Below are 14,131 nucleotides of genomic sequence, written 5' to 3'. Positions count from 1 at the left end.
CCGCAGTCCCCGCCGTCCGGCGGGGACTGCACGGCGAGGCCGGATTTCGTCGTTCCGCTCTGGTGCGGGCCGCCGAAATGCTGGAGCATGCGGCCCGGCCGCGACCTTCGGTGGTTGTCGGACTTTCCTTTCCTCCGTCACGAGAGTGTTCCCGCGTGGTGTCCCAAGCCAGTCAAGCGCAGCCCGGAGGCGATCCGCGTAGCCGCTACGACGACCCTCTGCTCGATAGTCTGTTGTCTCTGTGCATGCTCCATCAGCGACCCGCCAGTCGGGCGATCCTGACAGCGGGCCTGCCGTTGCCGGATCAGCGCCTGAGCGCCGACCTGCTGCCGCGCGCCGCCGCACGGGTGGGGCTGCAGGGCCGATTGCTGCGTCGCAGCCTGGGGCAGATCCCGCAGCTCGCGCTGCCGGCGTTGCTGCTGCTCAAGGAAGGCCGTTCGGCGATCCTGCTGGGTCGCGACGAGCAGGGCCGCTATCGGCTGATGCTAAGCGAGAGCGAGGGCGGCGAGGCGCTCGTGGATGCCGAGCACCTCGCCGCCGACTACAGCGGCGAGGTGTTCTTCGCGCAGCCGCGGCATAAATACGACCTCAACCACGGCAACCTGGTCCCGCGTGCGCGCGCCTGGTTCCGCGACACCCTCCGGCGCTCCCGCTGGCTGTATGTCGATGCCATCGCCGCCAGTTTCCTGATCAACCTGATCGGTCTGTTCGCGCCGCTGTTCGTGATGAACGTCTACGACCGCGTGGTGCCGAACCAGGCCGCGTCGACGCTCTGGGTACTGGCGATCGGCATTTCCGGGGCCTACCTGTTCGACCTGCTGCTCAAGACCATGCGCGGCCTGTGCCTGGACCTGGCCGGCAAGAAGACCGACATGATCATCTCGGCGACGCTGTTCGAGCGCATCGCCGGCATGGCCATGCGCATGCGCCCGGCGCGGGTCGGCAGTTTCGCGCAGAACATCCACGAGTTTCAGACGCTGCGCGACTTCCTCGCCTCGCTGACCATGACCAGCGTGATCGACATGCCGTTCACCCTGCTGGTGTTGGCGGTGATCGCCATCCTCGGCGGGCACCTGGTGTGGATTCCGCTGCTGGCGTTCCCGCTGGCGCTGGCGATCGGCTGGGTCCTGCAGCGTTCGCTGGCGGAAACCCTCAACCGCACCATGGCGCTGTCCGCCGAGCGTCAGTCGAGCCTGATCGAGACCCTTTCCGGGCTCGACGCGATCAAGGCGAACAACGCCGAGAGCGAGCGCCAGTATCAGTGGGAGCAGACCATCGGCACCCTCGGCCGGCTCGAGCTGCGGGCGAAGATGCTCTCCAGCCTGGCGCTGAACATCACCCAGCTGATCCTGCAGCTGGCCGGCGTGGTGATGATCGTGCTGGGCGTCTACCTGATCATCGACGGCAAGCTGAGCATGGGCGGGCTGATCGCCTGCTACATGCTTAACGGTCGCGCCATGGCGCCGCTGGGGCAGCTCTCCGGGCTGCTCACGCGCTACCAGCAGGCGCGTCTGACCATGGTCAACATCGACCAGATGATGGAGCTGCCGCAGGAACGCAAGGAGAACCAGCGCCCGCTGGTCCGCCAGTCGCTGCAGGGCGCCATCGAATGCCGCGGCCTGGAATTCCACTACCCGAACCAGCAGAACGCCGCGCTCAGCGGGGTCAACCTGGTCGTTCGTCCCGGCGAGAAGATCGGCATCATCGGCCGCAGCGGCTCCGGCAAGAGTTCGCTGGCCAAGCTGCTGATCGGCCTCTACGAACCGGACGCCGGCAGCCTGCTGGTGGACGGCGTGGACGTGCGCCAGCTCGATGTCAGCGACCTGCGCCACAACGTCGGCTATGTCCCGCAGGACATCCAGCTGCTCAGCGGCAGCCTGCGCGACAACCTGGTGTCCGGTGCGCGCTACGTGGAGGACGAACGCGTCCTGCGCGCGGCCGAACTGGCCGGCGTGCACGAATTCGCCCGCCTGCATCCGGAAGGCTACGAGCTGCAGGTGGGCGAGCGCGGCCACCAGTTGTCCGGTGGTCAACGGCAGAACGTGGCCCTGGCCCGCGCGCTGCTGCTCGACCCGCCGATCCTGCTGCTCGACGAACCGACCAGCGCCATGGACAACCCCGGCGAGGAGCGGCTCAAGCAGCGTCTCGCCGCCGTCATCCAGAACAAGACCTTGCTGCTGGTCACGCACCGCTCCTCGATGCTCAGCCTGGTGGACCGTCTGATCATCGTCGACAAGGGCCAGATCATCGCCGATGGACCCAAGGAAGCAGTGATGGAAGCCTTGAAGAAGGGGCAGATCAATGTCGCCTGATTCGCGTAGACAGGGGCTGTTCAGCGCCCTGCGTGGTTATTTCAACGGCGGTGATTCGCTGGCCGGGCAACCGGTGCCGGAGGTTGACAAGGCGCTGGTGGAGGATGCCCCGCGGGTCATCCGGCTGACCATCTGGGTGCTGGTCGGATTCTTCGTCTTCGGCCTGGTGTGGGCGCATTTCGCGGTGGTCGACGAGGTCACCCGCGGCGACGGCAAGGCCATTCCGTCCTCCAAGCTGCAGAAGATCCAGAACCTCGAGGGCGGCATCGTCGCCGAGCTGTTCGTCCGCGAAGGGCAGATCGTCGAAGCCGGCGCGCCGCTGCTGCGCCTGGACGACACCCGCTTCACCTCCAACGTCGGTGAAACCGAGGCCGATCGGCTGGCGATGCAGGCCCGTGTCGAACGCCTGCAGGCGGAAGTCGATGGCACCGAACTGGAACTCTCGCCCGATCTGGTCAAGGCCGCTCCCGGTCTTGCGCAGAGCGAACTGGCGCTGTTCAAGAGCCGCCAGCAGCAACTCAAGGACGAAATCGGCGGCCTCGAGGAGCAACTGGTCCAGCGCCAGCAGGAACTGCGCGAGTTCGGCTCCAAGCGCAGCCAGTACGCTCGCAGCCTGGAACTGCTCAGCCAGGAAATCCGCATGTCCGAGCCGCTGGTGGCGGAAGGTGCGATTTCCCAGGTCGAGGTGCTGCGCCTGCGCCGCTCCGAGATCGAGAACCGCGGGCAGATGGAGGCCACCGACCTGGCCATTCCGCGCGCCCAGGCGGCAATCAAGGAAGTCCAGCGCAAGATCGACGAGACCCGCGGGCGTTTTCGCAGCGAGGCCCTCGGCAACCTGAACGAGGCGCGCACCGACCTGAGCAAGGCGCAGGCGACCGGCAAGGCGCTGGAAGACCGCGTCAGCCGCACGCTGGTGACCTCGCCCGTGCGCGGCATCGTCAAGCAGATGCTGGTCAACACCATCGGCGGGGTGATCCAGCCGGGCAGCGACCTGGTGGAAATCGTGCCGCTGGACGACAACCTGCTGGTCGAGGCGCGCATCCGTCCGCAGGACATCGCCTTCCTCCATCCGGGGCAGAAGGCGGTGGTCAAGTTCACCGCCTACGACTACACGATCTACGGCGGCCTGCAGGCCAAGCTGGAACAGATCGGCGCGGACACGGTGACGGACGAGGACGGCAACAGCTTCTACCTGATCCAGTTGCGCACGGACAGGAGCCACCTGGGTTCCGACGAGGCGCCGCTGCTGATCATCCCCGGCATGGTCGCCTCCGTGGACATCATGACCGGCAAGAAGAGCATCCTCAGCTACCTGCTCAAGCCGATCCTCCGCGCCCGCGCCGAAGCGTTGCGCGAACGCTGAGTTCTGGCTTTCCGCCTTCGACGCCGTCGACAGGCGGCCGCCCGGCCGACGAGGGGCGTCGGCCGGGCAAGCCACGGGTCACTAGCGCAAATCCGCCAGCGGATGCTCGCCTTCCCAGGTCGGTTCGAAGTGCGCCTCGATGACCGCGTCCGGGATGCTCGCGACATCCGGCCAGTGCCAGCGCGGGGCGTGGTCCTTGTCCACCAGACGCGCACGCACGCCTTCGCTGAATTCAGGGTGGCGGCAGCAGTTGAGGCTCATCGCGTATTCCATGCGGAACACTTCGGCGAGCGACATGTGGCGCGCGCGGGCGATCTGTTGCCAGACGAGGTGCGCGGTCAGAGGGCAGCCTTCGGCGAGGGTCTTGCCGGCATGCGCCAGCAGGCTGTCCGGGTCGTCGCGCAGCGCGGCGATCGCCCGCCAGGCGGCAGGCAGGTCGGCGACGTCGAGCAGGTCGTCCAGGCGTTCCCGGCGTGGCAGCCACTGGGCCGCCGGGAGCTGATCGCGGGCTTCGTGTTCCAGCGACCTGAGCAGGCTGATCAGCTGCATCTCCGGCTGTTCCAGCCAGTTCAGCTGGACCATCCCTTCGAGCAGCTCGTCCTGCTGTTCGTCGAGCAGGAAGCGGTCGGCGAGGTTCAGATCCAGCGCATCGCGCGCATTCATCTGGCTGGCGGTGAGGCCGAGGAAGGTTCCGAGCTTGCCCGGCAGGCGTGAAAGGAACCAGCTGGCGCCGACGTCCGGGTACAGGCCGATGTTGATTTCCGGCATCGCCAGCCGCGAGCTCGGGGTGACGATGCGCAGCGAGGCGCCCTGCAACAGGCCCATGCCGCCGCCCATCACGTAGCCATGGCCCCAGGCGATCAGCGGCTTCGGGAAGCGGTGGAGGTGATGATCGAGGCGGTACTCGGCGGCGAAGAAACGCGCCGCCAGAGCCGGCACCTCGCCGGGCTGCTCGCGGCAGGCTTCGACCAGCTTGCGCACGTCGCCCCCGGCGCAGAACGCCTTGGTGCCATTGCCGCGCAGCATCACGCAGACGATGCCCGGGTCGTTGGCCCAGGCCGTCAGCTTGTCGTCGAGGGCCTCGTTCATCGCCAGGCTCAGGGCGTTGAGGCTTTTTTCCGCATCCAGCGTGGCGATGCCGATGCGCACGCCGTGCAGCGCGGGGAGTTCCTGAAAGAGCACATTCATTCTTGGGTTCCCATCGCGAGGCGCGTGGCCTCGCATCTGGTTGTCGTTCAGCGGTTGCGCCAGCGGGCGTCGCGTTTTTCGAGGAAGGCGTTGACGCCCTCGCGGGTATCTTCGGCGTCGAACAGGTCGACGAAGCGCTCGCGCTCCTGGGCCAGCCAGGTGCTCGGGCCGCGTTCGCGGGCGCCCTGGATCAGCGGCTTGATCGCGCGCACCGCCACCGGGCTCTGCCGTGCGACGCGCGCCGCGAGGAGGAGCGCGTGGCCGCGCGCCTCGCCGGCATCGACGACCTGCTCGACCAGGCCGATGCGCAGCGCGGTTTCCGCATCCACGCGCTCGCCACAGAGGATCATGCGCTTGGCCCAGCCTTCGCCCACCAGCCAGGGCAGTGCCTGGGTTCCGCCAGCACACGGCAGCAGGCCGACCGAGGCTTCCGGCAGGGCCAGCTGCGATTGGCGCTCGGCGATGCGGATGTCGCAGGCCAGTGCGCACTCCAGTCCGCCACCCATGGCGTAGCCGTTGATCGCGGCAATCGACACGCCGCGGAAGTCGCGCAGCGCCTCGAAGGCCTCGCCGAACAGCCGGGCCATCTCGCGGGCGCGGGCCTTGTCGCCATCGGCGAACAGCTTGAGGTCGGCCCCGGCGCTGAAGAACTTCTCGCCGCGCCCGGTGATGACCAGCGCATAGATGTCATCGTCGCGGTCGAGGTGCTCGATCAGCTGCCGCAGGCCGATCAGCGACTCGCGCTCCCAGGTGTTGGCCGGCGGGTTGTTGATGGTCAGCAGGGCGGTGTTGCCGTGCTTCTCCACGGTGAGTTTGTGGGTCAGGTCGAATAACTGGGTTTTGTAGGGTTCCAGTGCATTGCTCATGCGAATCCTCCTGTGTTCTTCTCAAGTCCTGGCGGGAAACATCGTGCGCGCCGCACACCGCGGCGCACCTACGCAATCCGGTCGAGCATGCCGCCCTGTTCGAGCAGGCGCCGCGCGATGATCACCCGCATGATCTCGTTGGTGCCTTCCAGGATCTGGTGCACGCGGCTGTCGCGTACCCAGCGCTCCAGCGGGTAATCGTTGAGATAGCCGTAACCGCCGTGGAGTTGCAGGGCCTGGTTGCACAGCTCGAAGCAATGGTCGGTGGCGAAACGCTTGGCCATCGCGCAATACAGGCTGGCCTCGGCGTCGCCCGCGTCGAGCTTGTGCGCGGCGAGACGGACCATCTGCCGGCTGGCGACGAGGTCGGTGAGCATGTCGGCGAGCCTGAACTGCAGCGCCTGGAACTCCGCCAGCGGCTTGCCGAACTGCTTGCGTTCCTCCACATAGCGCAGCGATTGCTCCAGCGCGGCCTCGGCGGCGCCCAGCGAACAGCTGGCGATGTTGATGCGCCCGCCATCCAGGCCCTTCATCGCGTAGACGAAGCCCTGGCCTTCCGGGCCGATGCGGTTGCCAGCGGGGATGCGCACGCCCTCGAAGGTGATGGTGCGGGTCGGCTGTGCGCGCCAGCCCATTTTCAGTTCGTTGCGCCCGTAGCGCACGCCCTCGGCATCGCCGGGCACCAGGAAGCAGGAAATGCCACGGGCGCCGTCTTCGCCGGTGCGCGCCATCACGATCAGCACCTGGGTGCTGCCGGCGCCGGAAATGAAGCACTTGCTGCCGTCGATCACGTAGCTGTCGCCCTCGCGGCGCGCGCGGGTGCGCAGGTGCGCGGCATCGGAGCCGGCGTCCGGCTCGGTGAGGCAGTAGGAGGCGAGCAGTTCGCCGCTGATCAGGCGCGGCAGCCAAGCGTCCTTCAACGCAGGTTCGGCGAAGCGCGCGAGCATCCAGCTGGCCATGTTGTGGATGGTGAGGAAGGCCGTGGTGGCGACGCAGCCGGCGGCCAGCTGTTCGAAGATCAGCGAGGCGGAGAGCCGCGACAGGCCAAGCCCGCCGTCCGCCTCGTCGAGGTAGAGCGCCAGGAAGCCCTGGTCGGCGGCGAGGCGAATGACATCCACCGGGAAATGGTGGTCGCGGTCCCAGTCCGCGGCGTGCGGCGCCAGTTCGCGGCAGGCGAAGGTGCGTGCGCTTTCGATCAGCAGGCGCTGCTCTTCGGAGAATTCGAAATCCATGGGCGTCCTCGTGGGTACGTTGTTCTTGTTATGCCCTCGGTGCGAGGGTTGCAGGGCGGGCCGCTCGTGGCTGCCGGCCTCTGGACGCCCTCAGGTTGCCTCATTCTCCGGCGGGCGTCATGCCGTTTTCAGTTGGCCTTGCCACCCAGCAGCTTGAGCCAGAACGCCGCTTCGCCTGGAACCTCCTCGCCCAGTTGCTGCGCCAGCGCCGCATGGTCGGCGTCGGGAAACAGGCGGCGGAGCGCGGGCAACTGCGCCAAGGGTGCCTCGTCGCGGGGTTGTTGCAGCAGGCTGGCGACCTGCACCAGATCGGCCAGATCGGCCTTGCCGGCGTGTTCGCGCTGCCAGTCGTCGCGGTGACGGGTGACATCGACGATTGCCGGCACCTGGTTCCAGCTGGTCAGCAAGATCACCCCGATCGGCCCGGAGATGGCGTCGCAGAGCGCGTGCAGTTCGTCTTCCTCGCGCGGCGCGTCCGGCCAGCGGCCGATCTCGTCGAGCAGGGGCAGGCTGCCGATGTCCTGCAGCAAGCCGGCGAGCAGGGCATCCTCCACGGCAATGCCCGGGCAGCGGCCGCACAGCGCCGCGCTGTAGGCGGCGCGCAGCTGGGCGTTCTTCCAGCGGTTGCGGAAGACCCGCTGCAAGGTCGGTTCGGTGCTGGTGAACAGGTTGCGCAGGGAGAACGCCAGAACCAGGTTGTTGAGGTTGCGGATGCCCAGGCGGCCGAGGACGTCGCGCAGGTGCTGGCAGGGGCGGCCGGTCTTGAACAGCGGGTTCTCGGCGAACTGCATGAGGTAGGCGGCCAGCGCCGGGTCGCCGTTGATCACCCGTGACAACTGTTCCAGCTGGGTCCGTGAATCTTCCAGCAGGCGCCGGATGGCTTCGGCGTTCTCGGGCATCTGCGGGACTCGGGCCTCGCCGCGCAGAAAGCGGTCGAGGAGGGCGAGACGCAGGTTTCTGGCGTCGGCATGGGGTTGGCTTTGCATGGGGGCTCGCTATTGCAGATTGACAAGCCGGTGAGGCTTTCCTAGGGTGCCGCGGCTACTTTCACGGCAGGTGCACCATGGCGCAGACGCAGGATCGGATCAAGCTCGAGGCAGGCTGGAAGGCCGTATTGCGCGACGAGTTCGACAAACCCTACATGCGGCAGCTTAGCGAGTTTCTGCGCCAGGAGAAGGCGGCCGGCAAGGTCGTTTTCCCGCCCGGGCCGCTGATCTTCAATGCCTTGAACTCCACGCCGCTCGATCAGGTGAAGGTGGTGATACTCGGTCAGGACCCCTACCACGGGCCCGGCCAGGCCCACGGCCTGTGCTTCTCGGTACAGCCGGGCGTGCCCACTCCGCCGTCGCTGCAGAACATCTACAAGGAGCTCAAGCGCGACCTGAACATCAACATCCCGCGCCACGGCTACCTGCAGCACTGGGCGGAACAGGGCGTGCTGCTGCTGAACACTTCGCTGACGGTGGAGCAGGGCAATGCCGGCTCCCACGCGGCGAAGGGCTGGCAGCCGTTCACCGACCGCATCATCGAGGTGGTGAGCGAGCGGCGCCCGCACCTGGTGTTCCTGCTCTGGGGCTCCCACGCGCAGGGCAAGCAAAAGCTCATCGATGCGACCAAGCACCTGGTGTTGAAGTCCGCGCATCCCTCGCCGCTCTCCGCGCACCGCGGCTTCAACGGCAACGGGCATTTCAGTCGCACCAACAAGTACCTGCAGCAACAGGGCCTGGAGCCCATCGATTGGCGCCTGCCGGACGCGCCTTGAGTGCCGGCGCTACGCCCGGGCGCCGGTTTTTGCGCGATTTCCAGCGAAAGGTGAGCGAAAGCTCGCCGCATTAGGATCGACGTGCCGCCGATTCCGATCGGCGCCTGGCCACAGAGCCAGTTACAAAAACAACAACGGTGATCGCCATGAAACGTCCCTTGCCGCTCTTCCAGTCTCTCCCGCCGATCGTTTGCTCTGCGCCAGAAACGTTGCGCTGACAGCATGCCGTGCCCTGAACCGATGCTGACGTTGCTCGATCGTCGACAGCCGGCGCGTCTGCCCTGTGCGCCGCTTTCGTTGCCCGGTCTGCGGACGGGCGGGCGAGGATCGGGCCTGACGAGCCGCGCCTCACCTCGAAGTGGGCAGTCGGCATCCGCGCCTGTATCCTGCTCGGCGGTTTCGCCGACGGGGATTTTCCCGGCCACGGCGGCGTCTGATGCGAACGGCAAAAGCCCGGGCAGGCAGGAAGTCCGGGCTTCCGGGTCGCCACGTTTAGCGTCATCCGAACACTCTCGAACTCCCTAGAGGAACCATCATGGAATGGCTCACCAATCCGGAAATCTGGATTGCCTTCTTCACCCTGACCGCCCTGGAAATCGTCCTCGGCATCGACAACATCATCATGATCTCGATCCTGGTGGGGCGGATGCCCAAGCACATGCAGCCGAAGACGCGCTTCTTCGGGCTGGCGCTGGCGATGGTCACGCGGATTCTGCTGCTGCTGTCGATCACCTGGGTGATGCGCCTAACGGCGGACCTGTTCCATGTCCTCGGCCAGGGGATTTCCGGGCGTGACCTGATCCTCTTCTTCGGCGGCCTGTTCCTGCTCTGGAAGAGCAGTTCGGAGATCTACCACGGCCTCGAGGGCGAAGACGAAACCGCCGGCGAAGAGCCGAAAAGCAAGGCCAGCGGTTTCGTCGGCACCATCATCCAGATCGCCATCATCGACATCGTCTTCTCGCTGGACTCGGTGATCACCGCGGTCGGCATGGTCGCCCACGTCCCGGTGATGATCGCCGCGATCGTCGTCGCGGTGATGGTGATGATGCTGGCCGCCGGCACCATCAGCGACTTCATCGAAAAGCACCCGTCGCTGAAGATGCTCGCCCTGTCGTTCCTCATCGTGGTCGGTACGGTGCTGATCGCCGAAGCCTTCGAGGTCCACGTGCCGAAGGGCTATGTCTACTTCGCGATGGCCTTCTCGCTGGGTGTCGAGGCGCTGAACATCCGCCTGCGCACCAAGCTGGGCCGCAAGCAGAACGACCCGGTCAAGCTGCGCAAGGACATTCCCGGCGGCGAATGAGCCGCGACGCCTCCCTCTCCCGTGCGGGGAGGGAGGCGTGTTTCACCTCCCTTCATCCAGGCGTCTGCGCCAGATCCGGAACAGCGGTTCGGCGAGGAACAGCACCAGCAGCAGACGCATCACCTGCATCGCCGTCACCAGCGGCACCGACAGCGCCAGGGTCTCCGCCGTGAGGCTCATCTCGGCGATCCCGCCGGGCATCATGCCCAGCGTCAGCGAGCGGATATCCAGCGCCGTCAGCGCGCCCAGGGCGAATGCCGCCAGCGTGGCGAGCGCCATCATCAAGGCCGTGGAAAACAGCGTGCGCAGCAGGAACGCCGGTGCGCGGCGGAAGAATGCACGGTCGAAATGACAGCCCAGCCCGCTGCCGATGAGCAATTGGCCAAGCTGGCTGGCACCGTGCGGCAGGCCGATGTGCAGGTTCCAGACGATGCTCGCGGTGGCGCTCACCAGCAGCGGGCCGAACAGCCACGGGTTCGGCTGCTGCAGGCGTTGCCATAGCCAGGCGAGCAGCGCGCCGGCCGGCAGCAGCACGGCCAGCCAGAGCCCGTCCACCGGCGCCGCCTGGAACTGCGCGTCGCCGTCGCCCATCAGCAGTTTGAAGATCGTCGGCACGCAGAGCACCAGGGCCACCACCCGCAGGCTTTGCGCCGCGGCTACCCGGCTGAGTACCGCGCCGTGACGCTGGCCGAGGTTGACCATCTCCCCGGAGCCGCCGGGCATGCAGGAAAAGAACGCGGTGGCCGGGTCTTCGCCGGTGCGCCGCAGCAGCCACACGGCGGCGACGCTGGAGAGGAGGGTGAACAGGGCGCCGAAGAGGATCAGCCAGAAGTGCGCCAGCACCTGCTCCACCACTTCGGGGCTGAAGTGCAGGCCGATGCCGACGCCGATGATGCATTGACCGGTCTTGCGGCCGCCTGGCAGATCACGGATCTGCCAGGGGGTGGTGCAGCGGAACAGGATGACCGCCACCAGGGCGCCGATCATCCATGGCAGGGGCCAGTGGGCGAGGCTGGCCAGCAGCCCGCCCAGCGCGCCTACGAGTGGGGTCGCCCACCAGGCGCGCCAGCCATCACGCATCGGCCAGGGTGCGCTGCCGGGCGCTGCGGCGGCGCCAGATGCGCAGCAGCGGCAGGGCCAGCATCACCACCACCAGGGCCCAGGTGCTCATGCTGATCGGGCTCGACCAGAGGATGCCCAGTTCGCCGTTGGAGATCGACAGCGCACGGCGCAGGTTCTGCTCCATCAGCCCGCCAAGGATGAAGCCCAGCAGGATCGGCGACAGGGGGAAGTCCAGCTTGCGCAGGATGTAGCCCATGATGCCGATGCCGACCATCAGGAACAGGTCGAAGGTGGTGGCATGCACTGCGTACACGCCGATCGCGGTGATGATGGCGATCACCGGCACCAGCGCCCAGTTCGGTACGGCGAGGATGCGGGTGAAGATGCGGATCATCGGGATGTTCAGGATCACCAGCATGATGTTGGCGACGAACAGCGAGGCGATCAGGCCCCAGACGAGGTCAGGCTGTTGCTGGAACAGCAGCGGGCCGGGGGTAATGTTGTACAGGGTCAGCGCGCCGATCATCACCGCGGTGGTGCCCGAGCCGGGTACGCCGAGGGTCAGCATGGGCACCAGAGCACCGCAGCAGGACGCGCCGATGGCGGTTTCCGGGGCTGCCAGGCCGCGCATGTCGCCCTTGCCGAAATTGCCCTTGTCTCCGGCCATGCGTTTTTCGGTCATGTAGGCCACGGCGCTGGCCAGGGTCGCGCCGGCGCCCGGCAGTACCCCCATGAAGAAGCCCAGCAGGCCGCAGCGGATGTTCACGACGAACACCGAGGCCGCTTCCTTCATGTTGAACAGCATGCGCCCGGTGGCCTTGACCGCTGCGTGGCCATGGTGGGTCTTTTCCAGCAGCAGGAGGATCTCGCTGATGGAGAACAGGCCCAGCACCAGCACCACGAACTGGATGCCGTCGGCCAGGTGCACGTTGTCGCCGGTGAAGCGGTACACACCGCTGTTGGCATCGATACCCACGGTGGAGAGGAACAGGCCGATCAGCGCGGCGATGAAGGTCTTCAGCGGCTTGTCGCCAGCCATGCCGCCCAGGGCGACGATGGCGAACACCATCAGCACGAAGTACTCCGCCGGCCCGAAGGCGATCGCCCATTTCGCCAGCAGCGGGGCGAACAGCACCATCCCGCAGGTGGCGATCAGCGCGCCGATGAACGAGCTCCACGCCGACAGCGACAGGGCCACGCCGGCCAGGCCCTGACGCGCCATGGGGTAACCGTCGAGGGTGGTCATCACGGTGGAGGCTTCACCGGGGATGTTCAGCAGGATCGAACTGATCCGGCCGCCGTATTCGCAGCCCAGGTAGACCGCGGCCAGCAGGATCAGCGCCGATTCCGGTGGCAGGCCCAGGGCGAAGGCGATGGGGATCAGCAGGGCCACGCCGTTGATCGGGCCCAGGCCCGGCAGCAGGCCGACCACGGTGCCGATCAGGGTGCCGGTGAGGGCGGTGACCAGGTTGTAGGGGCTCAGGGCGACGCCGAAGCCCTGGCCCAGGTAGCTCAAAGTATCCATGTGTCAGTTCTCCAGTGCGCTCAGCAGGCCTAGGGGCAGGGGCACGTCCATCACGCGATCGAACAGCCAGTAGAGGAAGATGCTCATGCCCACCACGACGACGGCGCCGGGCAGCCAGCGGCCGCCATACAGGCGTGCCATGGGCAGGCCGACCAGGATCGCGCTGAGGATGAAACCCAGCGACTCGAAGGTGGCGGCCAGGACGATCAGCAGACCGACGCAGGCGGCGATCTTGATCAGGCTTTCGCGGTCCAGTTGCGGCTCGTCTTCCTTGTGCACGATGGGGGTGGGGCGGATGGCCAGGTACAGCAGGCCCAGGCTCATCAGCCCGAGCATCAGCAACGGGTAGGCCCGGGGTCCGACCGGTTCATAGGAAAATGCAGCCTGGTAGGGCCAGGCCATCACGGCCAGGGCGGCGCATACGGCCAGCAGAACCAGGGCGAAAAGGCGTTGCAGGATCATGGAAGAATCCTCGTTGGAGATGCTCGAACTGGATGAGTGAACGGGGTGCTGAAGCCGAAAGGCTTACTGGATCAGCCCGAATTCCTTGGCCAGCGACTTGTATTCCGCCACCTGCTTCTTCACGTAGGCATCCAGCTCCTCGCCGGTCAGGGCGAAGGGGAACAACTCACGCTGGTCGCGCAACTTGGCGAAGTCTTCGGAGGCGAGCATCTTGTCGAACGAGTCCTTCCACCAGGCGTAATCCTCATCGCTGACCTTCGGCCCGAGGTAGAAGCCGCGAACCACCGGCCAGACGATGTCGTAGCCCTGCTCCTTGGCGGTGGGGATGTCCTTCATTTCCGGCTCGTCCATACGGTTTTCCGAGAGCACGGCGAGGATGCGGATGTTGCCGCTCTGGATGTGCGGCATGGAGTCGGAAATGTCGGTGGAGCCGATCTGGATATGTCCTCCGAGCAGCGCGGTGGCGATCTCGCCGCCGCCTTCCAGGGCCACGTAGCGCAGGTCGCGCGGGTTGATCCCGGCGGCCTTGGCGATCAGCGCGGTCTGCATCCAGTCCTGGCTGCCCACGGTGCCGCCGGAGCCGATCACCACCTTGCCCGGGTCTTTCTTCAGTGCCGCGACCAGATCGTCGAGGGTCTTGTAGGGCGAGTCGCTCTTCACCGCGATGGCGCCGTAGCTGGTACCCACGGCGGCCAGCCACTTCACGGCGTTCTCGTCGAAACGGCCGAACTTGCCCTGCGCGAGGTTGAGCAGCGAACCGCTGGACCAGGCCACCAGGGTGCCGGCGTCGGCCGGGCGCTGGGCGACTACGGCGTTGTAGGCGACCGCGCCGACGCCGCCGGGCATGTAGGTGACGCGCATCGGTTTGCTCAGCAGCTTGGCGTCCACCAGGGCGCTCTGGGCCAGCTTGCAGGTGAGGTCGAAGCCGCCGCCGGGCGCGGCCGGTGCGATGCACTCGGGACGCTTGGGTTCGGCCAGCAACTGGCCCGAGATCAGTAGGCAGGACGCAGCCAGGGCAAGGCGGGTGAGGGCAATCTTCATCGGTGTTCTCCTTTG

At 66.8% G+C, this 14,131-nt stretch carries 12 protein-coding genes; 4 read left to right on the top strand and 8 right to left on the bottom strand.

Annotation, left to right across the window (positions count from 1 at the left end; all coding sequences use genetic code 11):
- Positions 1-155 precede the first annotated feature (155 nt).
- Positions 156-2,312 carry a type I secretion system permease/ATPase gene (locus tag B2X67_RS15170; RefSeq protein ID WP_286786003.1) on the top strand — a complete coding sequence of 719 codons (2,157 nt, stop codon included), beginning with the start codon at positions 156-158 and terminating at the stop codon, positions 2,310-2,312.
- Positions 2,302-3,675, top strand: a complete 1,374-nt coding sequence (locus tag B2X67_RS15165) for an HlyD family type I secretion periplasmic adaptor subunit (RefSeq protein WP_090229886.1) — start codon at positions 2,302-2,304, stop codon at positions 3,673-3,675. The genes B2X67_RS15170 and B2X67_RS15165 overlap by 11 nt, the downstream gene beginning before the upstream one ends.
- A gap of 81 nt (positions 3,676-3,756) precedes the next feature.
- Here the strand turns inward: B2X67_RS15165 and B2X67_RS15160 are convergent, their stop codons facing one another.
- The 4 genes from B2X67_RS15160 to B2X67_RS15145 all read right to left on the bottom strand — a co-directional run bounded on the left by B2X67_RS15160 (position 3,757) and on the right by B2X67_RS15145 (position 7,947).
- Positions 3,757-4,863 carry an enoyl-CoA hydratase/isomerase family protein gene (locus tag B2X67_RS15160; RefSeq protein WP_286786002.1) on the bottom strand — a complete coding sequence of 369 codons (1,107 nt, stop codon included), beginning with the start codon at positions 4,861-4,863 and terminating at the stop codon, positions 3,757-3,759.
- 47 nt (positions 4,864-4,910) lie between these two features.
- Entirely contained in the window at positions 4,911-5,729 is an 819-nt protein-coding gene (locus B2X67_RS15155; protein WP_286786001.1) for an enoyl-CoA hydratase, read from the bottom strand.
- A gap of 68 nt (positions 5,730-5,797) precedes the next feature.
- The gene (locus B2X67_RS15150; protein WP_286786000.1) at positions 5,798-6,961 is read right to left on the bottom strand and encodes an isobutyryl-CoA dehydrogenase; all 1,164 of its coding nucleotides are present in this window, start codon (positions 6,959-6,961) and stop codon (positions 5,798-5,800) included.
- A 128-nt stretch (positions 6,962-7,089) separates the two neighbouring features.
- Positions 7,090-7,947 (bottom strand): HDOD domain-containing protein, encoded by an 858-nt coding sequence (locus B2X67_RS15145; protein ID WP_286785999.1) that lies wholly within the window; start codon positions 7,945-7,947, stop codon positions 7,090-7,092.
- Between the two features lie 77 nt (positions 7,948-8,024).
- Here B2X67_RS15145 and ung point away from each other — a divergent pair, with 77 nt between their 5' ends.
- Both ung and B2X67_RS15135 read left to right on the top strand, forming a co-directional pair.
- Complete coding sequence (gene ung, locus B2X67_RS15140; RefSeq protein ID WP_286785998.1) at positions 8,025-8,723, top strand: uracil-DNA glycosylase; 699 nt, start codon at positions 8,025-8,027, stop codon at positions 8,721-8,723.
- Between the two features lie 535 nt (positions 8,724-9,258).
- On the top strand, positions 9,259-10,026 hold the full coding sequence (locus B2X67_RS15135; RefSeq protein WP_273228656.1) for a TerC family protein: 768 nt from the start codon (positions 9,259-9,261) through the stop codon (positions 10,024-10,026).
- Positions 10,027-10,068: 42 nt separating this feature from the next.
- On the opposite strand, the gene B2X67_RS15130 is transcribed toward B2X67_RS15135, so the two are convergent.
- The 4 genes from B2X67_RS15130 to B2X67_RS15115 all read right to left on the bottom strand — a co-directional run bounded on the left by B2X67_RS15130 (position 10,069) and on the right by B2X67_RS15115 (position 14,116).
- Positions 10,069-11,106, bottom strand: a complete 1,038-nt coding sequence (locus B2X67_RS15130) for an AbrB family transcriptional regulator (protein ID WP_286785997.1) — start codon at positions 11,104-11,106, stop codon at positions 10,069-10,071.
- Positions 11,099-12,613 (bottom strand): tripartite tricarboxylate transporter permease, encoded by a 1,515-nt coding sequence (locus tag B2X67_RS15125; protein ID WP_286785996.1) that lies wholly within the window; start codon positions 12,611-12,613, stop codon positions 11,099-11,101. The genes B2X67_RS15130 and B2X67_RS15125 overlap by 8 nt, the downstream gene beginning before the upstream one ends.
- A gap of 3 nt (positions 12,614-12,616) precedes the next feature.
- On the bottom strand, positions 12,617-13,075 hold the full coding sequence (locus B2X67_RS15120; protein ID WP_273228653.1) for a tripartite tricarboxylate transporter TctB family protein: 459 nt from the start codon (positions 13,073-13,075) through the stop codon (positions 12,617-12,619).
- Positions 13,076-13,138: 63 nt separating this feature from the next.
- On the bottom strand, positions 13,139-14,116 hold the full coding sequence (locus B2X67_RS15115; protein ID WP_286785995.1) for a Bug family tripartite tricarboxylate transporter substrate binding protein: 978 nt from the start codon (positions 14,114-14,116) through the stop codon (positions 13,139-13,141).
- Between the last annotated feature and the right edge of the window lie 15 nt (positions 14,117-14,131).

The organism is Pseudomonas sp. UBA3153, assembly GCF_002364635.1.
Lineage (GTDB): Bacteria > Pseudomonadota > Gammaproteobacteria > Pseudomonadales > Pseudomonadaceae > Pseudomonas_O > Pseudomonas_O kuykendallii.
Note: the sequence above shows the minus strand (reverse complement) of the source record. Positions and strands in the feature narration are given on the sequence as shown.